Source organism: Paraburkholderia atlantica (assembly GCF_000092885.1).
In the GTDB taxonomy this organism is placed as follows: Bacteria; Pseudomonadota; Gammaproteobacteria; order Burkholderiales; family Burkholderiaceae; genus Paraburkholderia; species Paraburkholderia atlantica.
The window spans coordinates 1,888,402-1,912,000 of the sequence record NC_014118.1 but is presented as its reverse complement, the minus strand read 5'-3'; the positions used below and the strand labels follow the sequence as shown (position 1 = coordinate 1,912,000).

Sequence of the window (23,599 nt, the reverse complement as noted above, 5' to 3'; positions counted from 1 at the left end):
GCTCGCAGGCGGGCGCCGAAAGGGGGTTGCTGATCCTGTCGGATGGGCGTACGCATCGGGTTGCTGCGGAAGCCACCACGGCCGGCGATGCGGTCCGTCTGCAGCTATCCGACGCGCCGGTCAACGCGACGATGTTGCCGGAGTCGGTCCTGTACCACGTGTTGCGTACGGGCGAGACTACGATTCTCGACGACGCTTCAGCCGAGCCGATGTCTGCCACAGACCCCTATGTCGGCGAACATCGCGCGCGTTCCATTCTGTGCCTGCCCCTGAGGAATGGCGCAAAGCCGATGGGTGCGCTCTACCTCGAGAACAATCGCATTGCCCGCGGGTTCAGTCCCGGCGGGATCGCTGTGCTGAAGATCATGGCCTCGCAGGCTGCAGTTTCGCTCGAAAATGCCCGTTTGTATCGCGACGTCGCGGAGAGCGAGGCAAAGATGCGGCGTCTGGTCGATGCCAACATCATCGGATTCAATGTCTGGGATGCCGATGGGAACATCCTCGAAGCCAATGACGTGTTTCTGCGCATGGTGGGCTACGGGCGCGACGATCTCGTCGCGGGCCGCGTGCGCTGTGTGGATCTGACGGCGCCGGAAAAGCATGACGACGCCATCCGCGCGCGGATCGAATTGGCAGAAACCGGTCGCACCAAGCCATTCGAGATGGAATACGTCAGGAAGGACGGCGGCCGCGTACCCGTCATCGTCGGCTTTGCCGCCTCCGACGCAAACGGCCGGAAAGGCGTCGCCTTTGTGCTCGACCTGACCGAGCAGAAGCAGGCGGAAAAGAAAGTCCGCGAGAGCGAAGAGCGCTATCGCGAGGTGCAGGCCGAACTGGCGCATGCGAACCGCGTTGCGACCATGGGGCAACTCGCGGCCTCGATTGCTCATGAACTCAGTCAGCCGATCGCCTCGACGGTGATCAGCGCCGAGGCCGCGTTGCGATGGCTCGACCGCGAGCCCGCCGACATCGACGAGGCCAGCCGCGCGCTCGACAGTATCGTCGGCGGCGCCAATCGCGCCGCGGACGTGCTCGGCCGAATCCGACAGCTGGTGAGGAAGGCGCCACGGAGAAAGGAGCCGGTGGATATCAACGAGGTCATCCGTGAGATCGCCGACCTGGTCCAGGGCGAAGCAAGAAAGAGTGGTGCCCAGCTGGAGACGCAACTCGCGGAGGGGTTGCCGTTCGTTGAAGGCGACCGGGTGGAATTGCAGCAGGTCTTGCTCAATCTGATTATCAATGCGCTGGAAGCATTGAACGGTATCGATGGGGTACGGCAGGTTTGCATCAGCACGACCGAGACCGAAGGCGCCTGCGTGCTCGTGACCGTGCGCGACTCGGGACCGGGCTTTGGCCCGAACGGTACCGAACACGCGTTCACGGCGTTCTACACCACGAAGGCGACCGGCTTGGGGATGGGACTTTCGATCTGCCGTTCGATCATCGACGCCCATGGCGGGCGGTTGTGGGCTACTGAATCTTCGCCGCGCGGCGCGGTCATTCAGTTTACGGTGCCCCAGCGACCTGCCGTTTCGTCGCGGGAGGCTCAATCGACTGATGCGACAGACGCAGATTAAATTTAATTAATAACGCTTCAGTTGCCGACAGGGTGCATTCGGGCAAACATTCTTCACCGCGCAAGCTTGCGTAACCGATAAAACCGAAACCCGAAGGAGCCAACATGGCCACGATCCTCCAAATCAATTCCGCCGCCCGCTCGCAAGGCGCCCAGTCGACGCTGCTCGTCAACGAACTGACGGCGCGTCTGCAACAGTCGAACGCAGGCGCGACCGTCGTCACGCGCAACCTGCAAGCGGAGCCGCTGCCGCACCTGGACGACGCCATCCTCGGTACGTTCTTCACGCCGGCCGACCAGCGTAACCCCGAGCAGGAGGCGATCAACGCGCGCAGCGAAGGGCTGATCGCGGAACTGCAGGCCGCGGATATCATCGTGATCGGTGCACCGCTGTATAACTTTGGCATCTCGTCGCAGTTGAAGACTTACTTCGACTGGATCGCTCGCGCCGGCATCACGTTCCGCTACACCGAGAACGGTCCGGAAGGTCTGGTGAAGGGCAAGAAAGTGTTCGTGGTTTCGGCGCGTGGCGGCAAGTATCAAGGCACGCCGAACGATACCCAGACGCCGTATCTGAAGTCGTTTCTCGGCTTCCTCGGCATGACCGACGTGAGCTTCATCTATGCCGAAGGCCTGGCGATGGGTCCGGATGCGGCCGGCGCCGCGCTCGCGAGCGCACGTGAGGCGATTGCGGCAGTGTAAGTCTCACTCGATGCGTCGTCGCCCCGGTAGGGCAACGCGCACAAGGTACAAAGAGAAACGCCACGAAAAGCGATTTCCGTGGCGTTTTGTCATTGGTGCGCTGCCAGGGCGGCCCTGGCGAAGCGCGCGTGGGTCTAGCGCTTGTTGAGAGCGTACGGCCGTCCGATCAGCAGGAAGTGGACGAACGCAACCAGCGGGAATGCAAGGGCAACGCCAGCGACCAGCGGCCACCCACCGCGCTCGTAGAGCGTGCTCGCAAGCGCGGACCCGATCGCGCCGCCAACGAAGATGCTCGTCATGTACAGCGCGTTGAGGCGGTTGCGGCTTGCCGCGTGCAGCGCGTAGATCTCTCGCTGGCCGAGCACCATGTTCATCTGCACAGCGAAGTCGAGTGCAATCCCGGTAACCACGAGGCCGAAAACTCCGGACGCGGGATGAACGAGTGCCGGCAGATAACACAACGCGGCCACGATCAGCGCCACAGAAGTAGCGCGAATGGAGTGTCCCGCGTCCGCGAGGCGGCCTGCGACGGGTGCCGATGTCGCACCGATTGCGCCAACCAGTGAGAACAGCGCGATCGCCGTCTGTGACAGGCCGTACTGGCGCGTGAGCTCAACCGGAACCGCAGTCCAGAAAAGGCTGAACGACGCGAACATCAAACCTTGATAGAGCGCACGATGGCGCAGTACAGGCATGGTTCGCACCAGCACCAGCAGCGAGCCGATCAGCTCGAAATACGTGGCGCTATGGTCCGGTTGCCGGCGCGGAATCGTCAGCGCGAGCACGGTCGTCACGAGCGCCATCACGACTGCGGCCGCGGCAAACACGACGCGCCAGCCGAAGTGATCCGCGACGATGCTCGACAGCGGTCGGGACAGCAGGATGCCGAGAAGCAGACCGCCCATGATCGTACCGACGATACGGCCGCGGGAATGATCAGGGGCAAGGTGTGCCGCGAGCGGGATCAGGATCTGCACGGCCACGGAACTGAAGCCGATCAGCAGCGACATTAGCAGAAACCAGCTGGGCGTGTTCATCAGCGATGCGGCGGCGAGACTCGCGATCGACACGACTGCAGTCGTAATCATCAGCTTGCGGTTCTCGAGCAGGTCGCCCAAGGGCACGATGAAAAACAGACCAAGTGCGTAGCCGATCTGCGTGAGCGAAACGATCAGGCTCGCCGTGCCACCGGACATGTGCAGCGCCGGACCGATCAGCTCGGTAATCGGCTGCGCGTAGTACAGGTTTGCAACGATCGCGCCGCAACTGAATGCGAATAGTGCAATGAGTCCCTGGGTGAGCTTGACGGGCCGCTCGTTGCCGCCGAGCGTGCGCGAGGGAGTGGACATGATGGCTCCTTGAGCGAGGAAAGTATTTAACGACTGGGTTTTTCAACTTGCTATGCAGTCCGCGAATTGGCGTCCGGTTGTGCGACAGCGAAACTGGTGTTCGCGACTGCACCAAGGTTAGGCGCGAGCCGGTGCATGCGGAATACGATCGGCGCGCAATCCCCCGTTGCGCGCCACGCAACGCGAGGAGCGGCGCTCGACAGCCAAGGTCGTGATGACGGTAGGCTGCCATCACGCACCTGAAAAGTCCTGAGCCCGCCATTAAGCCTTGTGCTTTATGAAGGCGCGCAGAGTGCGAACTGCCCGATTCCCGCTGGCATAATCCCCCGCATGGACAAATTGCTCGCCCTCAACACCCTGCTCGAAGTGGCTGATGCCGGCGGCTTCGCGAAAGCCGCCCAGCGTCTGGGCGTGGCAACCTCGTCGGTCACGCGTTTGATGGACGCACTCGAAGACTCGCTCGGCACCGCGCTGCTGACGCGAACACCGCGGCGTGTCAGCCTGACCGATGCTGGCGCGACGTATGTCGAACAGATTTCCAGGCTGCTCGACGAGCTTGCCGAGGCCGACGAAAGCGTGCTGGACAGCGGCGCGGCGCCGGTTGGCGCATTGCGCGTAACGGTGCCGTCCACGTACAACCGCATCGTGCTTGCGCCGCATCTCGCCGCTTTCCTGCGTGAATATCCTCGCGTTGCGCTGGACGTCGTGGTTGCGGATCATTTCGTGGATCTCGCGCTCGATCGCATCGACGTGGCTGTGCGGATCGGGCTGCCCAGCGGCGATCCGAATCTCATCGTCAGGAAGATGGCCGACAACCCGCGCTTCGTGGTTGCGGCCCACGAGTACCTGAAAAAGGCGGGAATGCCCGAGGAGCCAGCCGACCTCGCCGAACACGAATGTCTGCGCATCGCCTATGGCGGAAGCTATCGGGCACGCCAGATCTGGACGTTCACGCGCGGGGAGGAAATTGAAAAGGTCAACGTGCGCGGGCGACTGATATCGAACAGTCTCGATATGCTCCTTCAAGCAGTCCTGGCGGAGCAGGGGTTCGCACTATTGCCCGACTGGCTGGTGAACGAACACATCGATTCCGGCCGCCTGATGCGATGCTTCGCTGACTGGAAGGTGACGCCGCAGAGCGGCGATGTCGTGGTCCATGCGGCATACCTGCCCAATCGCAGGCATTCGACGAAAGTGCGGGCCTTGTTGCAGTTTCTTGAAGCGCGCATCGGGCAGCACCCCGTCTAGCCGCACCGGTGGTGAGTTCACAGCCGCCAGTCGGCTCTCACCCGCAAAAATATTTCCATGCGATGACAAAAGTTAGAGTCGTCGCACCTTCGATGCATTCTCCGCGCGTCTTCGCATTTTCAGAACTCTTCAGATCGCCACAAGGACTTTGAAGAGTCGCGTTCTTAAGCTTCGTCCTGCATGCGGCGCTCCTCGACCCAGTCAGGTCCGCGCCGCGTCGCTTTCCACGCAAATGCGAACCTCATCGCTAACCACACGCCTAGCGATGCAACGACGGAGAAGCACCATGAATACGCAGAACATCGAACAGTCCATTCCTTCGGCCACACGCCGCCGCCTGCTTTCCGCCGGCGCCGGCATGGCGGGTGCCGCGGCGGCCATGGCCAGCTTTTCCGCCAACGCGGCTGGCGCGGCAAGCAACGCGGGTGCGGCGGGCGCATCGCACGCTCATGGCACGGGCCATCATCATGGCGGCGGCTATGTGAATGCCAAGGACGGCACGCCGATCTACTTCAAGGACTGGGGCACCGGTACGCCGGTGGTCTTCTCGCACGGCTGGCCGCTGAGCGCCGACGCGTGGGACGCCCAGATGCTGTTCCTGGTGAATCAGGGCTACCGCGTGATCGCGCACGACCGCCGCGGCCATGGCCGCTCGGGCCAGCCCTCCGAGGGCAACGACATGGACACCTACGCCGATGATCTGGCCGCCGTGCTCGACGCGCTCGATGTGAAGGGCGCGATGCTGGTCGGTCACTCCACGGGCGGCGGCGAAGTGGCGCACTACATCGGTCGCCATGGCGAGAAGCGTGTTGCCAAAGCTGTGCTGATCGGCGCGGTGCCGCCGCAGATGGTGAAGTCCGCGAACAACCCGAACGGTCTGCCGATGTCGGTGTTCGACGGCATCCGCGCGGGCGTGGCCGCGAACCGCTCGCAGTTCTATCTGGACCTGGCCACGCCGTTCTACGGCTTTAACCGTCCCAACGCAAAGGTCTCGCAAGGCCTCGTGCAGGACTTCTGGCGCCAGGGCATGGCCGGTTCGATCAAAGGCCAGTACGAGTGCATCAAGCAGTTCTCGGAAGTCGACTACACCGAAGACCTGAAGAAGATCAGCGTGCCCACGCTGATCCTGCACGGCGATGACGACCAGATCGTGCCGATCGACGATTCCGCGAAGCTCTCCGCGAAGATCGTCAAGAACGCCACGCTGAAGGTCTATGCGGGCGCTCCGCACGGCATGTGCAGCACGCACGTCGACCAGGTCAACGCCGACCTGCTCGCCTTCCTCAAGGGCTGAAGCCCACTCTCGCGCGCTCGCCTCGGCTGACCTGAAGCGTTCATAACGCTTCAGGTTTTCCCAAGGACTTTAAGGCGCGCGATCCGTAATCTGCACGCGTTCGATGACCGCTGCGCGCGGCATCGCGTGTCCATACCCGTACCTCACTGGAGCAACCATGGCTTTTGAACTGCTGACCCCCGAGAACTGCGCGCTCGCGCTGATCGACCACCAGCCGCAGATGTTCTTCGGCACGCACTCGCACGAGCGCACCACCGTGCTGCACAACGTGCAGATCCTCGCGAAGGCCGCCAGGCTGTTCAAGGTGCCGACGGTCCTCACGACGATCGCCGCGGACTCGTTCAGCGGCCACCTGCTGCCCGAAGTGCAGCAGGTGTTCCCGCAGATCAAGCCGGTCGATCGCACCTCGATGAACTCGTGGGAAGACGCGGGTTTCCGCGCGGCGATCAAGGCCACGGGCCGCAAGAAGATCGTGATCGCCGGTCTGTGGACGGAAGTGTGCGTGGCATTCCCGACCGTTCAGATGCTCGCGGAAGGCTTTGAGATCTACGTGCCGACCGACGCTTGCGGCGACATCACCGAAGAAGCGCACGAGCGCGCGATTCAACGCGTGATCCAGGCCGGCGCGGTGCCGATGACCTCGCTGCAGTTCATGTGCGAACTGCAACGCGACTGGGCCCGCGGCGAGACCTACGAAGGCTGCATGGACATCTTCAAGGCGCACAGCGCGTACGGCATCGGCGTGCGTTACGCGAAGCAGATCCTCGGCGAACACGCGAGCGAAGCGGCTTGAGCTGCTTCGCGTTCCGGGCCGCGCAGACCTGCGATGAAAACTACGATGAAACGTCCTGATACTTCCAACGCCGCCGATGTCGCGCTGCTGTTTTTGCGCGTTAGCGCGAGCGTGCTTCTGCTGATCGTGCACGGCTTGCCAAAGATGTTGCACATCAGGGCGCAGCTCGGCGTGATCGAGGACCCGCTGCACCTGGGCAGCGCCTTCACGCTGGCCTTCGCGATCTTCGCGGAGGTCGTGTGTCCGGTGCTGATGATCGTCGGCCTTTTCACGCGGCTCGCCGCACTGCCGGTTCTGGTCGTCACCGTGGTGGCGCTCACGCTCGTACATCCGGATTGGAGTCTCGAGCAGGCTCAGTTCGCGTGGATGCTGCTGATCCTGTTCGCCACGGTCGCGATCGGCGGACCGGGGCGCTACCGGATCACGTTGAACCGGGACGTTCCCGCGGACGCGCGCACGTCAAACTTTTAGCGGCGGACCACGGGTTCGCCAAACAACAAGGAGATCGACTCGATGAAACTGCATTCGAAACTCAAGCCGGCCGCGGCGCTCGCCGCCATCGTTCTGTTCGCGGGCTACGCGGGCAGCGTGTTCGCCGACGATGCGGGAATCGCCTACGTACCGCCTGTTCAGGCGCATCCCGCCGCGCCGAAAGATCCGGCCAAGGCACAGCGCAAGGCCGAAAAGAAGGCCGAGCGTGCCGCCGACCGCCATCTCGCCACCAACGTGCGCAAGGCGATCGTCAAGGCAGGCGGCGTGGACGCTTCGCACATGACGGTTGTCGCGAAGTCCGGCGCCATCACGCTGGAAGGTTCGGTGCCTGAGGCGGCGCAGATCGACCTCGCGCAGCAGCAGGCGCAGCAGGTCGCGGGCGTCACCGGCGTGACGAACCGTCTGAGCATCGCGACCGCGGGTCATTGAGCCGACGGCTGTATAGCATGCGTCCGCCTCGCGCGGACGCGAAGCACGAGGAACGCAACATGACATATCTGATCTCGCTGGGAGCGGGCCTCGTGGTCGGTCTGCTCTATTACTTCGCGCGCGTGCAGTCGCCCGCACCGCCGCTGATCGCGCTGGCCGGCCTGCTCGGCATCGTGATCGGTGAACACGCGATTCCATTCGTACAGGCGCAATGGCGCGCACCGCAGGCGCAAACTTCGAGCGCGCCGCACGAGGCTGCCGCCACGTGTGCCAACAAGGTCGACTCGTCATGCAGCAAGCAGCCATAGAGGCGGGCTCGGCGTCCGCGAAGGCGGCGCTCGAGCCGCTGCGCGGCGAAAACGCCGTGCTCGCTTTCGTAGCCGGATATGTCGACACGCTCGGATTCGTCGCGCTGTTCGGGCTGTTCACGGCGCACGTCACCGGCAATTTCATTCTGATTGGTTCGGGGCTCGCGGGCGCGGGCAGCGGACTGCTGATCAAGTGGCTCGCGTTTCCCGCCTTCGTGGCGGGCATCGTCGGCGCGCGCCTGCTCGATGACAGGCTGCGTCAGCGCACGCATGGCGTGCGCGTGGGCGTGCTTTATTTTCTGCAAATCGTCTTGCTCGCGGCGTTCATGGGCGCGGGTCTCTTTGCCGTACCCATCGTCAACGCAGACGCGCCGCTGACGATCGCCTGCGGCCTGCTCGGCGCGGCCTCGATGGGCGTGCAGAACGCGCACGGCCGGCTGACCGCGCGCAGCGTGGTCGCCAATACCGTGATGACCGGCAATGTCACGCAGGCCGTGATCGACGTGTTCGATCTGTTCGCGCCGGGCACCAGTCAGGCCGAACGCGCGATCGCGCGGGGCCGCCTCGCGACCACGCTGCCGCCGGTGCTCGCCTTCGCGGCCGGTGCGGGCGCAGGGGCGGCGGGCTGGCTCGCCGCGTCGTTCTGGGCGCTGTTGCTGCCGCTCGCGCTGCTTGCTCTGGTCGCGGCGCTGGCATGCCGCAAGGCCGATTCGAAAGACACGCTCTGAGCCCGCGGGCTGATCGCATTCTTTTTCAACAGGAACCTCACGTGAAACTCATTCGTCTCGATCGTCCCTTGAGATCCCTAACCATTGCGCTCGCGATGCTCGGCGCAGCGCTGCCCGGTGCGCCGGCTTTCGCCGATGACGGCCAGTATCCGCTCGCTTCACCGGCGACGGCGGTTGCGCCGGTGGTGTCGGTCGGTCCGCAATACGACACCACGCACGTCTATGTGTCGAACGAAGACATCGACGCATTCGTCAGCAGCTTCGTCGCGACCTTCGGCGGCAAGGCCTCGCCGCGCGCGGTGTTCACGGTCACGCCCACGCCGAGCAAAACCGCTTCGCAATACGTGCAGACGCCGGTGGGCATGCTGTCGGTATTCGCGTTCCAGACGGCGGTTCCTTACCCGTTCGGCAACGAACGCACGGGCTACCTCGTGACCGATATCGACAAGGCCGTGCGTGCCGCGCACGCAGCTGGCGCGGACGTGGTCGTCGAACCGTTCGACGATCCGATCGGCAAGGACGCGATCATTCAGTGGCCGGGCGGTCTGACGATGCAGCTGTACTGGCACACCAAGGCGCCATCGTATGCGCCGCTCGAACACGTGCCGGACAATCGCGTCTATGTGTCGAAGTACCAGGCGCAGGACTTCATCAAGCGCTTCGTGCGCTTCTCGCACGGCAAGATCGTTTCCGATAACCGCCATGCGGATGGCGCGGAGATCGGCAAGCCGGGCGAGACGATCCGCCGGGCGCGAATCCGGTCAGGCTTCGGCAACATGCTGGTGTTCGTGACCGACGGCAAGTTGCCGTACCCGTATGGCCGAGAAACCACCGGCTACGAGGTGGACGATCTCGACGCCACGCTCGCAAAGGCGCAGGCAGCCAACGTGAAGGTGCTACAGGCGTCGGCACAAAACGTCGAAGGCCGCACGGCGATGGTCGAGTTTCCGGGCGGCTATGTCGCGGAACTGCATCAGCGCGCGAAGTGAGTGGCATGAGGACTCGCGAGTTATCACGCGCCAAACGCAGCACGGCGCTCGCGCGTGCGGTCCGCGCGAACGTCATGTTCGCCGCGTTCGCCACGTGCGCAGGCTTGCAGGCGGGCGCGGCGCATGCGCAGACCGCGCAGGCGGTGGCCGCATCGTCCGTCGCCTGCAATGCGCAACGCCCGGTTCCCTCGTTCAATCGCTGGCAGGAGGACTGGGGTGCGCTCGCGAATCCGTGCGTGCCGCGCAAGCCGCTCGATGCGTTGAAGTACATTCCGCTGTCGAGCGACCCCAGCTGGTATCTGTCGCTCGGCGCCAATCTGCGCGAGCGCTTCGAGTTGAACAACACGCCGTTGTTCGGCCTCGGGAGCCAGACGCCGGACAGTTGGGTGATCCAGCGTGCCGAGGTGCATGCGGACGCGCGCTTCGGCTCGCACGTGCAGGCCTTCTTCCAGCTCGTCGATGCGCGGCCGTTCGGCAAGGATTCGGTCACGCCCGTCGACCGCAATCCGCTCGACACCGAGCAGGCGTTCATCGCGTTCGTCGGTGGAGTGGGGCCCGGTACCTTCAAGGCGCGCGTCGGTCGTCAGGAAATGGCGTTCGACTTGCAGCGTTTCGTTTCGGTGCGCGACGGTCCGAACGTGCGCCAGGCGTTCGATGCGCTGTGGGCCGACTACGAGCTCGGCAAGTGGCGCTTCATCGGTTATCTGACGCAACCGGTCCAGTATCGCGACGAGCGGGTTTTCGACGACGTGTCGAACGGTCACCTGACCTTCAGTGGCGTGCGGGTTGAGCGCGCGAGCGTGGGGCCGGGCGATCTGTCCGCTTACTGGTCGCTTTACACGCGCGACAACGCACGGTTTCTCGACGCGGCCGGCACCGAGCGGCGCGATGTGTTCGATGCGCGCTACACGGGCAAAAACGCGTCGCTCGACTGGGACGTGGAAGCGATGCTGCAAACCGGCCACGTGGGCACCGACACGATCGGCGCGTGGGCATTCGGCGCGCTGGGCGGCTACACGTTCGCCGCGTTGCCGGGCAAGCCGCGCATCGGCCTGCAGGTCGACGGCGCGTCGGGCGACCGGCATCCCGGCGACGGCCGCGTCGAGACCTTCAATCCGCTCTTTCCCAACGGCTACTACTTCACGCTGGCGGGCTACACCGGATACAGCAACCTGATCCACGTGAAGCCGTCGGTCACCTTCAGGCTGGCGCCGAAGGTGACGCTGCTCACCGCGCTCGGTTTCCAGTGGCGCGATACCACGGCCGACGCGATTTACGGCCAGGGCATGGCGACGGTGCCAGGCACGGCAGGCAAGGGCAATCTCTGGACCGGCATGTACGCACAGGTGCGAGCGGACTGGAGCGTCAACGACAACGTCGCGCTCGCGCTCGAAGCCGTGCACTTCGAAGTCGGCGATTCGATCCGCGCGCTCGGCGCGCGCAACGCGGACTACGTCGGCGTCGAAGCAAAGTTTGGCTGGTAAGCGCACGGCTCGCGCGCAGCTTGCCGCGAGCACGTTCAAACGAATGAGGAAACGCATATGAAATTCATCGACACGCCCGACGGCACGTCGCTCTACTACAAGGATTGGGGCGTGGGACGTCCCGTGGTGTTCATTCACGGCTGGCCGATCAATGCCGACATGTGGGACCCGCAAATGCTGCATCTCGCCGCGCACGGGTTTCGTGCCGTGGCTTACGACCGCCGCGGCTTCGGCCGCTCGGCTCAGCCGTGGACAGGGTATGACTACGACACGCTCGCCGACGATCTTCACGCTGTGCTGGAGACGCTCGCGCTCGAGGATGCGGTGCTGGTCGGATTTTCGATGGGCGGTGGCGAAGTGGCGCGTTACATCGCAAGACATGGGACCCGCCGCGTCTCGCGAGCGGTGTTCATCGGATCGGTGACGCCGGGCCTGCAGCGTGGCGAGAACAACCCGGAGGGCGTCGACCCTGCGGTATTCGAAGGCATGCGCGACGCGCTGCGCCGCGACCGCGCGAGTTTCGTCGATGCCTTCAACCCGCTCGTCACGGGCGCCAACCGGCCTGATTCGGCGGTAACGAAGCCGGTGCACGACTGGCTCTCGAACATGGCGATGCAGGCTTCTCTGAAGGCGACGATCGACTGCGTGACGGCATTTTCGGCCACGGATTTCCACGCCGATCTCGCGCGAATCGATATTCCCACGTGGTTCGTTCATGGCGGCGACGATCAGACCGCGCCACTCGATCTGACTTCGCGCGCGGCGGCGCGGCTCGTCAAAGGCGCCACGCTCGACGTCTATGATGGCGCTCCGCATGCGTTGATGCTGACCCATGCGGAACGCCTGAACCGCGATCTGCTCGCATTTGCGGCGACCGCCTGAGCTGGCGGCCTGGTTCAGCCGCGCATTTCATCCCCCGGTAGACGTTCAGAGACGGAGTGACGACGATGTTCGTAGAAATGGAAGTACAGGACACGTGGGCTCGAATCGTAGGATCGCTGGCGAGAGCCGAGCAGACCGACGATGAACAGCAGATGTCTCTCTCAAAGAAGCTTCGCCATGCCGATCGCTCGGCCACGCGAGCCGGGGGCGGTCACGCGACCATCATCGTTGTCGAACGGCCCACCAGGACGAGCGCCACGATCGAGTGGCGCGATTCGACGAATTGTTATTACGGCGCACAGCTGTGGCGTCTGGTGCGCGCCCGCAAGTCGGGCGTTTGCGCGCTGAGCGGCGAGCCGATCAGCCGTGGCGACGAAATCTTCAAACCGTGCGGTCGCACCGGCGCGGTCAATGCGGACGCGATGATCCGCACCTCCGCGATGCGTGCTTGCCCGGCGCAATAGCTGAGCGCCGCGCGCCGGGCGCTGTTGCCAGCGTCCCCGGCGCTTTCTCTGACGCGCGCTCGCGCGTCTACTTCAGGGCGCCGCCTTGACGGCGGTCGCGGCGTGGCTTGCCGGGTCCGCATCGTAATTCAGCGGAATCCACACGTAGCTGCCGCCCTCCTTGCGCACATGCCCGAGACCCGGAAACGAAATATGCGCGGCCGCGATCACGTCATGTTCGCGCGCCGCACGGTCGAGCAACGCGAGGCGGGACTGCCTGGCCGCGGCGGCGTCCGAGTCGTACTCGACGGAAGCCCTCGGGTCGCGCAACTGGATGGCCGCGACGTGGATGATGTCACCCCAGACGATCAGCGTCTGCTGCCCGCTTTTCACGACATAGCCCGTATGTGCCGGCGTGTGACCCGGCGTGGCGAGTGCGCTGACACCGGGCGCGATCGTGGCGTCGCCGTCGAACGGCCGGAAACGTCCCGCCGCGATATAGGGGGCCACCGATTGCGCCGCCGAATCGAAGAACGAACTCAGAAACGACGGCGCGGTTTTCTTGTTGCCGGCGTCGAGCCAGTAATCGGCCTCCCGTTGCGACACGCGCAGCACCGCGTTGGGAAATGCCATCTGGCCGGCGCGAATCACGCCGCCAACGTGGTCCTTGTGCATATGCGTGAGCAGCACCTGGTCCACCTGTTCAGGCTGATAGCCGGCGGCTCGCAGGTTCGCGAGCAGATGGCCGCAGCAATCGCCGTAAAGCACGCCCGCGCCGGTATCGATCAGGATCAGCTGGCTGCCGGTGTTGATCAGAAACGCGTTGATCGAACCTTGTAGCGGCAACGCGAGATCATCTTCCGCGAGATCCTGGTCGATCACTCGGCGCGGCACGTCCGTCATCACGGTGTCGACGGGAAACGGATGTGTGCCGTCGAGCAGCGCCGTGATTTCGTAGGAGCCCAGCATCATGCGATAGAAGCCGGGGCCTTGCGTGCCGACCTGCGGTGCGGCCGCATGTGCGAGCGCGGCGTGAAGGGAAACCAGCAGTGCGGCGAGCCCTGCGAAGAAGGTCAGCGCCGTGCACGAACGCTCGCGGTGTGGAACAGCAGGGAAGACTGAAGATTGGGTATGCATAGTGGTTGCTTCGGGTGGTTGGAAGGTTGCGCAACGTGCGCCTCACTCATTCTCGAATTCGAACCGGCTCGATGCCTAATGAAGCGTTCTTAAAGTTTCGTCGCGGGCAGGACGTTTAAGCTGCCGTTCAGAACTCTTCAGGTTTTGGACTGGACTGCGCTTCGGAATTGAACCCGACTGGCATAATGCCGTCGACATTCCCGAAGACCATTCGGCACGACACTTTCCCGATCGCACCCGATCGAGTGCGTGAGCTTCCCTCGGTAAGGTGCGAGAGTCCGTTGATGAGCCCGTCCTTTTTTTTCAATTCCGGCGACAAGGTGTATTTGCAGTTCGTGCTCGAAGAGGGCGATCGCGCGCTTGGCCGCGGCTGGCATCTCGCGCCCGACGGTCGCCGCGAAGCGGTGCTGGCCGTGTGGATTTCCGCATCGCGCGCCGATCCTGCGAGCGCCGCGCGCCTGACGCACGAGTACAAACTCAGGGACGAACTGGTCGGCGCTTGGGCCGCCACGCCACTGAAGCTGCTGCGAGAACAGGGCCACACCGTGCTGCTGCTGAAGGACCCGGGTGGTCAGCCGCTCACGGCGCTGCTGGGCGCCGCCATGGAAACAGACCGGTTTCTGGACCGTGCGATCGGCATCGCTTCGGCGCTGAGCCAGATTCATCAGCGCGGGCTCATCCACAGGGATCTGAAGCCCGCACATATCTTCACGGACGCGTCGGCGGGGACGACAGCCATCACCGGCTTTGGCGTCGCGTCGCGGATTTCCCGCGGTGTCGAAGCGCATTCACAGGTCAGTGCGGTCACGGGCAACCTCGCTTACATGGCGCCGGAGCAAACGGGGCGCATGAACCGGCCGGTGGACGCTCGCAGTGATCTGTACGCGCTCGGCGTGATGTTCTACGAGATGCTGACGGGCGTATTGCCCTTCAGCGCCGGCGATACGGCGGATTGGGTGCACAGCCATCTCGCCCGACAGCCGGTCTCGCCAGTCGAACGTCTGCCGACGATTCCCGTCGCTCTGTCGGACATCGTGCTGAAGCTTCTCGCCAAGACGCCCGATGAACGCTATCAAAGCGCGGCGGGTCTTGAAGCCGATCTGCGCCGCTGCCGCGCGAGCCAGAGCGCCGATGGAGGCATCGAAACCTTTGCGCTCGGACAACAGGATTTCGCGCATCGCCTGATGGCTCCCACGCGCCTTTATGGACGCGAGTCGGAAATCGCAGCGCTGCTCACGGCTTTCGAACGCGTCGAGCAGCAAGGCAAGCCGGAACTCGTTCTGATTTCGGGCTATGCGGGAGTCGGCAAGACGGCGGTGGTGACCGAATTTCAACGGCAGATCGGCATGCAACGCGTGCGGTTTGCCAGCGGGAAAGTGGACCAGTACCGCAGTGAAATACCCTATTCGACGCTCGCGTTAGCGCTGCAGACGCTGATCCGCCCGCTGCTCGCGCGCAGCGAAACCGAACTGGCTCCGTGGCGCGCCGGGCTCGACGACGCGCTGGGACCCAACGCGAGTCTGCTGGCCACGCTGATCCCCGAAATCGGACTGATCCTCGGGCAACAGCCGGTCGTCAACGATCTGCCTTTGCAGGACGCCCGCCATCGTTTTCAGCTTGCGTTCCGCAGCCTGATTGGCGCGTTCGCGCGTGCCGAGTCTCCGCTGGTTCTCTTTCTCGACGATGTGCAGTGGCTCGACGCGGCGACCCTCGATCTTATCGAGCACCTTGCGACGCATCCGGAACTGAGGCACGTGCTGTTCGTTTGCGCATACCGTGACAACGAAATTGCAGCGGGCCATCCTTTGCCACGATGCCTGGCCTCGATTCGCCGGGCTGGAACCCGAGTCAGCGCCATCGCGCTCGAAGGCCTTCGCAGCGATCAGATGAGCCAGATTGTCGCGGATGTTCTTCGTTGCGACCTGCAAAGCAGCGCGGCGCTGACGGAATTGATGCAGCAAAAGACGGCCGGTAATCCGTTCTTTGCGATTCATTTTCTGAACACGCTGCTGGACGAGGACATGCTCGTGTTCGATCACCGGACCGCCCGCTGGTCATGGGATCTCGACCAGATCCGCGCGAAGGGATTCACCGACAACGTCGTCGACCTGATGCTGACCCGGTTGGGACGTCTTCCCGAGCAAACCCAGGACGTGTTGAAGCTGATGGCGTGCGTTGGCAACGAAGTGCCGGTCGACGTTCTCGTCATCGCGCGTCACGGGACGCTCGCGGATCTCGATGAGGCGCTGCGACCGGCGGTTACCGCGGGGCTCGTGTTGCGCAAAGACGCGTCCTATCGATTCCTGCACGACCGCGTGCACGAGGCGGCCTACGCATTGATTGCGCCATGGGCGCGCGCCGAGGCGCATCTCGCGATCGGCCGGCGCCTCGTGACGGAGTTGTCGCCCGACCACGCGCGGGAGCTGGTGTTCGATATCGTGGGCCAGTTGAACCGGGGCGCAGCATTGATCACCGAGGTCGGTGAGCGGGAACGGCTCGCCGAACTGAATCTTCTCGCTGGCAGCCGCGCAATGGCATCCGCGGCTTACCTCGCGGCGTTGACGCATTTCACCACCGGCAGCGCGCTGTTGCGGGAAAACGCGTGGGAAACCCGCCCTGAACTCGTCTTCATGCTGGAGTTGCGGCGCGCGGAGAGTGAGTTCCTGACGGGTGCTTCCGACGCGGCGGAAGGGCGGCTTCACGCGCTTTCCCAGAGGGCAATCGGGCTACCCGATCTCGCCGCGGTCACGCAGTTGCGACTCGAACTGTTGATGGCGTTGGGGCGGCGCGAGCGCGCGGTCGAGGTGGGCCTCGAATATCTGCGGCGTGCCGGCGTTGCATGGGATTCGCAGCCGTCCGCGGGCGAAGTGCAACGAGAGTACGACAGTATCTGGAGCCGGCTCGGCGAGCGGCCGATCGAGTCTCTGCTCGATTTGCCGAAGATGACCGATCCCGTTGCCGCCGGCACCATGGCGGTCTTGACCGCGCTGATGCCGCCCGCCTGGTACACGGACGCATCACTGCGCGCGCTGGTCATTGGGCGGATGGTCAACCTCAGTCTGGAATACGGCAATGGCGAGGCGTCATGCCTCGGGTACGCCTGGCTGAGCATGATTCTGGTCCCGCAACGCGAGCACAGCGAGGCGGGTTTCCGGTTCGGCCGGCTCGGTTTCCAGCTCGCCGAGCGGGACGGCGAGGATCGTATCCGCGCGCGTGTCTATCAGGTGTTCGGCGGGCACGTGATGCAATGGACCGAGCCGATCCGAAACGCCCGTGACATCCTGCAGCGTGCGATCGATGTGGCCGAGAAGCTCGCGGACCGAACCTTTGCGTGCTTCATACGCAACAACTTGCTGACTCATTCGCTGGCAAGCGGCGAGCCGCTCCGAGAGGTGCAACGCGAAGCGGAGGCGAGCGTCGAATTCGCGCGTCAGACGGCTTTCGGTCTCGGCGTCGATCGAATGATTCCGCAACTCCAACTGGTGCGGACGCTGGCGGGCCTCACGCCGACATTCGGTGTGTTCGACGACGCGAGTTTCAGCGAGGCGGAGTTCGAGAGCCGGGTCGGCAGCAATCCGAGTCTGTCTTTTGCGTTCTGCTGGTACTGGATTCGCAAGTTGCAGGCGCGATACTTCGCGGGCGATGCGATTTCGGCTCGCGACGCGGCCGAACGCGCCGAGGCTCTGCTTTGGACGTCACCGTCGTTTTACGAGCAGGCCGAGTATCAGTTCTATGCGGCACTCGCGCGTGCAGCCTTTTGCCACGCCGAACTTCAGCAGCCCGGGTCCGACAACCTGCGGATTCTGGCGGCCCATCATCAGCAATTGTGTTTGTGGGCGGAACATTGCAAGCCGAACTTCGGCAGCCAGGCCGCGCTGGTCGGCGCGGAGATCGCTCGCCTCGAGCAGCGTTCCGCCGACGCGATGCAGCTCTACGAAGAGGCAATCGGTCTCGCGCGCGACCATGACCTGATCCATCATCAGGCGCTTGCCAATGAACTCGCGGCGCTGTTCTATGCCGAGCGCGGCTTCGAAAAGATCGCCCGCGTCTATATGCGGGATGCCCGGCAGGGGTATCTATGCTGGGGAGCGCTCGGGAAAGTCCAGCAGCTGGAAGCCCGCTACCCCTATCTGCGGGAGACCGAGCGGATCGGCACCGCGGGCGGCACGATCGGCGCGCCGGTCGAACATCTCGATCTGGCGACGGTCATTGCCGTCTCGCAGGCGGTATCTAAAGAGGTGATCCTCGAAAACCTGCTCAATACGCTGATGCGTACCGCGATCGAGCAGGCCGGCGCACAGCGCGGGCTGCTGCTTCTGATCCGCGACGGCGAGCCGCGCGTCGCGGCCGAGGCGACCACGGCCGGCGATGCCGTGATCGTGTCCTTGCGCGACGGCCCGATCGAACCCGATACGGTACCCGTGGCTATTCTCAACTACGTGGTGCGGACCGACGAGAACATCATCCTCGACGACGCGTCGGTCGAAGGCCTGTTCGTCGGCGATCCGTACATCCGCCGGCATCGTGCCCGATCCGTGCTGTGCCTGCCGCTTCTGACGCAAGCCAAGCTGATCGGCGTGCTCTACCTCGAGAACAATCTCGCGGCGCGGCTTTTCGTACCAGCGAGGACGGCCGTGCTGAAGCTGCTTGCTTCACAGGCCGCGATCGCAGTCGAAAATACCCGGCTATACCGGGATCTGGGGCAACGCGAAGCGCGGATTCATCGCCTTGTCGAGGCGAACATCATCGGCATCTGGATCTGGCATCTGGACGGCCGGATTCTCGAAGCCAACGACCTGTTTCTGCGCATGGTGGGCTACGAGCGCGACGATCTGCTGTCGCAGCGTCTGCGCTGGACCGACCTGACCGCGCCGGGGTGGCTGAACGGCGACACGCGCATCGCGGAGGCGTTCAAGCTGAACGGTACCGTGCCTCCGTTCGAGACCGAGTTCCTTCACCGCGATGGCAGCCATGTACCGGTTCTTCTAGGCTCGGCCAATTTCGATGAGAGCGGCGAGCAAGGCGTGTCCTTCGTGCTGGATCTGACGGAGCGCAAGCGCGCTCAGGAAGACCTGCAGCAGGTGCAGGCGGATCTGGCGCACGTCACGCGCGTGACCACGCTGAATGCGCTCACCGCCTCCATCGCGCACGACGTCAATCAGCCGCTTGCGTCGATCATCACGGACGCGAAGGCGGCGCTGCGCTGGCTGGCCCGCACGCCGCCCGATCTCGGCGAATTGAAGGAGACGGTGGAGCGGATCGTCGAGGGCGGTCACCGCGCCAGTGCGGTGATCGCCGGCGTGCGCGCGCTGCTGAAGAAGAGCTCGCCGGACGCCACGCTGGTGGATCTGAATGATCTGATCGAGCAATCGCTGGTACTGCTTCAAGGCGAAATAGTCCGACACCACGTTCAGCTTCGTATCGAGCTGCAACCGTCGATGCCGTTGGTAACAGGAGACCGGGTGCAACTGCAGCAGGTGCTGATCAATCTGCTGATGAACGGAATCGAGGCGATGAAGGACATGATGTATACGCCGCGCCAACTGTGGATTCGATCCCGAACCGACAGTGCCGGTTCGGTGCTGATCGCGGTGCGGGATTCGGGACCGGGTCTGTCACCTGAAATTAGCGAGCGGGTATTCGAGCCTTTTTACACCAGCAAGGCCGAAGGTCTCGGCATGGGGCTCGCGATTTGCCGGTTGATCATCGGCGCGCATCACGGACGGTTGTGGGCGAGTACCGATCAGCGAGGCGGTGCGTTGTTCCAGTTCTCTCTGCCCGCGGAGATATGCCATCCCGTCACGGCCGGAGCATGATCCGGCCGATGCGGCGCTGAACGCGCCCGGCCGTCAGAAAGTCTTTTCCGCAGGCTCGATGCCAAGCGCTTCGGCCATGCGAACGAGATCCGGCAATGTTCTCGCCTTCATCTTCTTCATGACCTGGCTGCGATGAACCTTCACCGTAATTTCCTGAAGGTTCAGGGTTGCGGCGATCTGTTTGTTCATCAGGCCGGAAATGACGAGAGTCATCACTTCGCGCTCTCTTGGCGTCAGCGACTCATGAGCACGCGATACCTCCGCGAGCGAGCGCTCGCGTTCGAGGCGTTGTTTGTCGATCGCGAACGCGCGCTGGATCGCATCCAGTAGTTCGTGGTCCTCGAACGGCTTGGTCAGGAAGTCCAACGCTCCGCCTTTCATCGCGGTCACCGAGCTTGCCACGTCGCCGTAGCCGGTAATGAAGACCACGGGAATTCCGAGCCCCGCGTTGCCGATCTTCTGCTGCACCGTCAGTCCGTCCTCGTCTTCGAGTTGCATGTCCAGGATCAGGCAGCTCTGCACAGCGGGGCGGGGAAATTCGAGGAACTCGCGGGACGTCGCGAAAGTTTCGACGCGAAGGTCGTACGAGCGCAATAGCGAACTCAGCGAGCGCCGCAGGATTGCGTCGTCGTCGATAACATAAACGATGGATTCGGCGCTTTGCTTCACGTGGTCAGTTCGCGCGGCAGATTCGGAAACGCCCATAGTCGTATTGCCCGAGAGGACGGACCGGTTATCACAGTGCGCCAGACATCCGCTCACGATGGGCTCGCAGCGGAGCGTTGGCGCGTTCCGATTTCATCAATCAACGCCAATATCCTGTCGACCGAAAACGGCTTGTGGAAGAAGGCGATTGCCCCTTGCCGGAGCGCTTTGTCGACCACTTCCTCTTCGCCGTGCGACGATATAAAAATGACAGGGATCGCCGTTCCACGCTCGATCAGCGCCCGTTGCACGTCGAGGCCGTTCATGCCGCCGAGCTTGAGGTCGAGAAGAATGCAGCAGGCCTGCGCGACGGTCTCCGACGCGAGGAAGGCTTCTCCCGACTCGAAACACGTTGCCGTATGACCGGCGGACTTCAGCAAGCCCGCCAGACTTCTACGTATCAACGCATCGTCGTCGACGAGGTACACAATGGCCATGAATTATAGAGGTTCGAGCCCATTTAATAGGCGGAAAAAACAGCGGATTTCACTTCGGCGCCATTATCCTATGGTTTGGTTGTGTTCTTGTGTTCCGGCGGCTCGGGAAGCGAAATTGGCGGGTGCGTTGTCTTTCGAGGACACGTAGCGGGAACGGAAGCAGGGCCATTCGCCGGATTCCATCAGCCGCTCGATCGCATAGGCCCTCTCGACCGGCAACAGCGAGTAACTCTTGACCGGACCCTCGGTATGCAACGTCAGCAATGATTTTTTCGCGAGGCTAAGGACGCTGGTCAGTGCGGCGTCCCGTCCAATGTCCGCACAGGAAATGACGTCGCAGGCACCCGCGAGATTGAAGGTGCGAGGGAATACGGCGAGCCGGCGCAACACCGCGCACTCGGGCTCGCTGAGCAGCGAGTAGCTCCACTCGACCGTTGCGCGTAGCGTCTTTTGACGCGGATGCGCGGTCCTGAGTCCGCCCGAGAGCCACAGTATCGATTTCTCGAGTTCGCGAAGGAGTCCTTGCACGCCCAGCAGCGCGGCCCGCGCGACGGCCAGCTCGATCGCGAGCGGCAAGCCGCCGAGACGCCGGCAAATGTCGGCGATCACATTGAGCGTTCCCGGGTCGGCGGGAAAGCGGATTCCGGAGGCCTGCGCATGTTCGAAGAACATGCTGATAGCGCCGCTCGCGAGCGTCTCCGCTTCGCCGGCGTTTTCCTCGGGCAGTGTCAATGGCGAGATCGAGTGGACACGTTCGCCCATTGCGCGCAACGGTTCGCGGCTCGTCGTCAGAACGACGGCATGGCCGTTCGATGCCGCGATGCATTCGCATAGCGAGGCTACAGCCTGAAGGACTCTTTCGCAGTTGTCGAATACGAGTACGATTTGCCGGTCGCCCACCGTCTGCACGACATCGGCGATCGTCGGCGCATTACTGCCCGGAGCGCCGCCAAGTTTCTCGAGTACCGCGAGAAGACACGAGTGCTGGGTGCTGTGACCGGCGAAGTCGACGTGGCATACCTGGAAATGGTTGCTGTCGGCCCATGCTCTCGCGACACTCAACGCGAGCCGCGTTTTTCCAACGCCGCCCGGGCCGCTTACCGTCACGAGCGATCCGCGCTGCAGCATCTCGTACAGCGTGTTGGCGTCGTCATCGCGGCCAACGAGCGGCCACGACCGCTGCGTGACGACACTGGCGACCGCTTTTGCTGCTGCAAGCTCCTGGCTCGGTGCATGGGGCGCAGTCATCTGGGACGGCGTGCGGAGCTGGTAGCCCCGTCCCGGTACAGTGCGAATCCAACCGTCGCCAAAGAGCTTGCGTAGCGCCGAAATATGAACCTGTATGTTGTTCTCGACAACGAACGTGGTCGGCCAGACGAGACGCATGATCTCGTCTTTCGTGACCAGCTTCCCGGCGGACCGGATCAGCAGTTCGAGGATATCGAACGCTCGCGCGCCGATCGGCTGAGCCTGGCCGTCGCGAAACACCTGGCGTCCATCGAGGGAGACCGCAACTCGATCAAAAACGTACATGATGCGTCTCCCCTCCAGCAAGCCCGGATGGCGCATCTGGCCAAACCGCGGTGAACTACAGATTTGCGCGTGATCGTGGAAATCACGCTGCTCTCGAACGTCGCACCGAATCGTAGGGCGGCACCGGGAAAGACGCCATTATCTATAGGTATAAACGATCGGCGACAGGCCGTCGCGGCCGCTCGGCGTTGTTCTGAAGCCTGGTTGAATTCTCTCTGATAGCGCGCCCGGGCTATCCGGTTAGTGGCGCCGATGGTTTCCTAGACGGCGCGATTACGCCACGCTCCGGGCGTTGTGCCGACTAGCTTGACGAACACACGGCTCAGATGGCTTTGATCTGCAAACCCGCAAATCGCGGCGATTTCCGATAGCGTCATATCGGTCTCTTCCAGCAGTTGGCGCGCCTGCTCCGTGCGTTGTTCCAGCAACCACTGGTGTGGCGTGCGGCCCGTGGACTTGGCAAACGCCCGGATGAAATAGCCGCGCGACAGGTTGCATTCACGCGCAATGTCGGCAATGGAGATTTCGCCGCGGTTGCTGTCGAGCAAAAGCTCCTTGGCACGAGCCTCGATGGCGCTGGATAGCCCGCGGCTGACGCGCACGTCAGCTGACGCAAAGTTTCCGTACCGCCTCGCGATATGCGTGCCGAGGCCAAGCCCCACCTGCTCGACGAAAAGTCGGCTGAGCGGGTCGTTCGCTTCGAGACTTGCCGTGAGTGCGCGCGAAAGATGCCCTAATACGGGATCTTTCTGCCCATTGGCGCAGATTAAGCCCGAGATACCCGGCGCGTGATGCTCATCTTCGAGTCGAGTAAAAAACGAGCGTGACAATTCGACGAGCACGAAATCGAAATTGCCATACATATCCGCTTGATAGTCTTCAGAAAAATCCCGGATATATATGGAGTCGATTTCAAACCGTCTGACGAACGAGCGTGCGCCTCGAAGAATCCTTCTCTGATGACCGTTGCCGAGCGACACCCCTACCAGAAAGCCTCGCTCGCTTGCCGGCATGGCGATGCGGCTCAAGTCAGGCTCGGCCATGCACTTGCGGTAGAAGGAGATATCGTTGCCGACTGCTTCGAAGTCTTTGCTGAGTTTACCCGCGACGCAACCCAGATTGTCCTTTGGCAGTTTCGGAACGCTGGCGGGCGATTCGCGCGAAATCATAGGAGGCGAGTAGATAGCAATAGAACCTGGGCAAGATGATCCGTGAAAACGCCAATCGGGTTCCGTCGAATCCATCAAAAGGGTG

20 protein-coding genes are annotated in these 23,599 nt (G+C 63.3%); 14 read left to right on the top strand and 6 right to left on the bottom strand.

The window, feature by feature from the left end; genetic code table 11:
• The first annotated feature begins 26 nt into the window (after positions 1-26).
• Positions 27-1,577 (top strand): GAF domain-containing sensor histidine kinase, encoded by a 1,551-nt coding sequence (locus BC1002_RS24605; protein ID WP_013092711.1) that lies wholly within the window; start codon positions 27-29, stop codon positions 1,575-1,577.
• A 104-nt stretch (positions 1,578-1,681) separates the two neighbouring features.
• The gene (locus BC1002_RS24600) at positions 1,682-2,278 is read left to right on the top strand and encodes an FMN-dependent NADH-azoreductase (RefSeq protein ID WP_013092710.1); all 597 of its coding nucleotides are present in this window, start codon (positions 1,682-1,684) and stop codon (positions 2,276-2,278) included.
• A 134-nt stretch (positions 2,279-2,412) separates the two neighbouring features.
• Here the strand turns inward: BC1002_RS24600 and BC1002_RS24595 are convergent, their stop codons facing one another.
• Positions 2,413-3,627, bottom strand: coding sequence for an MFS transporter (locus tag BC1002_RS24595; protein ID WP_013092709.1), 1,215 nt, complete (start codon positions 3,625-3,627; stop codon positions 2,413-2,415).
• A gap of 330 nt (positions 3,628-3,957) precedes the next feature.
• On the opposite strand from BC1002_RS24595, the gene BC1002_RS24590 reads away from it, so the two are divergent.
• The 11 genes from BC1002_RS24590 to BC1002_RS24540 all read left to right on the top strand — a co-directional run bounded on the left by BC1002_RS24590 (position 3,958) and on the right by BC1002_RS24540 (position 12,738).
• Positions 3,958-4,875, top strand: a complete 918-nt coding sequence (locus BC1002_RS24590; protein WP_013092708.1) for a LysR family transcriptional regulator — start codon at positions 3,958-3,960, stop codon at positions 4,873-4,875.
• Between the two features lie 286 nt (positions 4,876-5,161).
• Positions 5,162-6,169: an alpha/beta fold hydrolase gene (locus BC1002_RS24585; RefSeq protein WP_013092707.1), complete on the top strand. Its 1,008-nt coding sequence runs from the start codon at positions 5,162-5,164 to the stop codon at positions 6,167-6,169.
• 157 nt (positions 6,170-6,326) lie between these two features.
• Complete coding sequence (locus tag BC1002_RS24580; protein ID WP_013092691.1) at positions 6,327-6,962, top strand: hydrolase; 636 nt, start codon at positions 6,327-6,329, stop codon at positions 6,960-6,962.
• A 45-nt stretch (positions 6,963-7,007) separates the two neighbouring features.
• Positions 7,008-7,433: a DoxX family protein gene (locus tag BC1002_RS24575; RefSeq protein WP_013092706.1), complete on the top strand. Its 426-nt coding sequence runs from the start codon at positions 7,008-7,010 to the stop codon at positions 7,431-7,433.
• A 42-nt stretch (positions 7,434-7,475) separates the two neighbouring features.
• Positions 7,476-7,883 carry a BON domain-containing protein gene (locus BC1002_RS24570; RefSeq protein WP_013092705.1) on the top strand — a complete coding sequence of 136 codons (408 nt, stop codon included), beginning with the start codon at positions 7,476-7,478 and terminating at the stop codon, positions 7,881-7,883.
• 59 nt (positions 7,884-7,942) lie between these two features.
• Positions 7,943-8,191 (top strand): DUF1427 family protein, encoded by a 249-nt coding sequence (locus BC1002_RS24565; RefSeq protein WP_013092704.1) that lies wholly within the window; start codon positions 7,943-7,945, stop codon positions 8,189-8,191.
• Positions 8,173-8,919: a YoaK family protein gene (locus BC1002_RS24560; RefSeq protein ID WP_013092703.1), complete on the top strand. Its 747-nt coding sequence runs from the start codon at positions 8,173-8,175 to the stop codon at positions 8,917-8,919. The genes BC1002_RS24565 and BC1002_RS24560 overlap by 19 nt, the downstream gene beginning before the upstream one ends.
• Before the next feature lie 95 nt (positions 8,920-9,014).
• Positions 9,015-9,908: a VOC family protein gene (locus BC1002_RS24555; protein ID WP_049870261.1), complete on the top strand. Its 894-nt coding sequence runs from the start codon at positions 9,015-9,017 to the stop codon at positions 9,906-9,908.
• A 5-nt stretch (positions 9,909-9,913) separates the two neighbouring features.
• Positions 9,914-11,392, top strand: a complete 1,479-nt coding sequence (locus tag BC1002_RS24550; RefSeq protein ID WP_013092701.1) for an alginate export family protein — start codon at positions 9,914-9,916, stop codon at positions 11,390-11,392.
• 57 nt (positions 11,393-11,449) lie between these two features.
• The gene (locus tag BC1002_RS24545; protein ID WP_013092700.1) at positions 11,450-12,274 is read left to right on the top strand and encodes an alpha/beta fold hydrolase; all 825 of its coding nucleotides are present in this window, start codon (positions 11,450-11,452) and stop codon (positions 12,272-12,274) included.
• 65 nt (positions 12,275-12,339) lie between these two features.
• Positions 12,340-12,738 carry a DUF3331 domain-containing protein gene (locus BC1002_RS24540; RefSeq protein ID WP_013092699.1) on the top strand — a complete coding sequence of 133 codons (399 nt, stop codon included), beginning with the start codon at positions 12,340-12,342 and terminating at the stop codon, positions 12,736-12,738.
• Positions 12,739-12,810: 72 nt separating this feature from the next.
• Here BC1002_RS24540 and BC1002_RS24535 read toward each other — a convergent pair whose 3' ends face one another.
• On the bottom strand, positions 12,811-13,854 hold the full coding sequence (locus BC1002_RS24535) for an MBL fold metallo-hydrolase (RefSeq protein WP_013092698.1): 1,044 nt from the start codon (positions 13,852-13,854) through the stop codon (positions 12,811-12,813).
• A gap of 284 nt (positions 13,855-14,138) precedes the next feature.
• On the opposite strand from BC1002_RS24535, the gene BC1002_RS24530 reads away from it, so the two are divergent.
• Positions 14,139-19,670 (top strand): trifunctional serine/threonine-protein kinase/ATP-binding protein/sensor histidine kinase, encoded by a 5,532-nt coding sequence (locus BC1002_RS24530; protein WP_013092697.1) that lies wholly within the window; start codon positions 14,139-14,141, stop codon positions 19,668-19,670.
• Positions 19,671-19,703: 33 nt separating this feature from the next.
• Here BC1002_RS24530 and BC1002_RS24525 read toward each other — a convergent pair whose 3' ends face one another.
• The 4 genes from BC1002_RS24525 to BC1002_RS24510 form a co-directional block, all read right to left on the bottom strand.
• The gene (locus BC1002_RS24525) at positions 19,704-20,375 is read right to left on the bottom strand and encodes a response regulator transcription factor (protein ID WP_013092696.1); all 672 of its coding nucleotides are present in this window, start codon (positions 20,373-20,375) and stop codon (positions 19,704-19,706) included.
• Between the two features lie 53 nt (positions 20,376-20,428).
• On the bottom strand, positions 20,429-20,812 hold the full coding sequence (locus BC1002_RS24520) for a response regulator transcription factor (protein WP_013092695.1): 384 nt from the start codon (positions 20,810-20,812) through the stop codon (positions 20,429-20,431).
• A gap of 63 nt (positions 20,813-20,875) precedes the next feature.
• Positions 20,876-22,345, bottom strand: a complete 1,470-nt coding sequence (locus tag BC1002_RS24515; protein ID WP_238537963.1) for an ATP-binding protein — start codon at positions 22,343-22,345, stop codon at positions 20,876-20,878.
• A 260-nt stretch (positions 22,346-22,605) separates the two neighbouring features.
• A complete protein-coding gene (locus tag BC1002_RS24510; protein WP_013092693.1) occupies positions 22,606-23,514 on the bottom strand; it encodes an AraC family transcriptional regulator in 909 nt (302 codons plus the stop codon).
• Positions 23,515-23,599: the final 85 nt, after the last annotated feature.